Genomic DNA, 353 nt, shown 5'->3' with positions numbered 1-353 from the left:
GGCTATCTCCTTCTCTGTTGCATTGTCCTTCAATACTGCTCTGACTTCGCCATCCTTGATATAGTAAACGCTTGGAGAAAGGCTGAGGCTCATCGTCTCATTGATGATGCTCATCCCCTCATCCATCGCCTTCTTCTCCTTGTCCCCCTCCGGCTGTATGATCCGGGAGGTATTCAATACGAACACCTTCGTCTTTTCTTTGTCGCTATATGCTCGCAGCTTCTTGGAAAAGGAAGCATTGTAGCGATCCTCTCTGGCATGATACAGATAGAAGCTTTCTTTGTTTTTCAGCTTCTTCCCCAATACGGTGATGCTCGTATCCTGCAGATACTCCCCCAGTGTCAGTGGATAGG

General features: G+C 47.9%; 1 protein-coding gene. It reads right to left on the bottom strand.

The annotated features are described in order from the left end of the window. On the bottom strand, nt 1-353 hold a 353-nt coding region (locus NE665_RS24130), incomplete at both ends, for a hypothetical protein (protein ID WP_256302733.1).

Source organism: Clostridium sp. DFI.1.208, from assembly GCF_024463855.1.
Taxonomy (GTDB): domain Bacteria; phylum Bacillota_I; class Bacilli_A; order Erysipelotrichales; family Erysipelotrichaceae; genus Clostridium_AQ.
The sequence above is the reverse complement of the archived record's forward strand: the minus strand, read 5'-3'. Positions and strand labels throughout refer to the sequence as shown.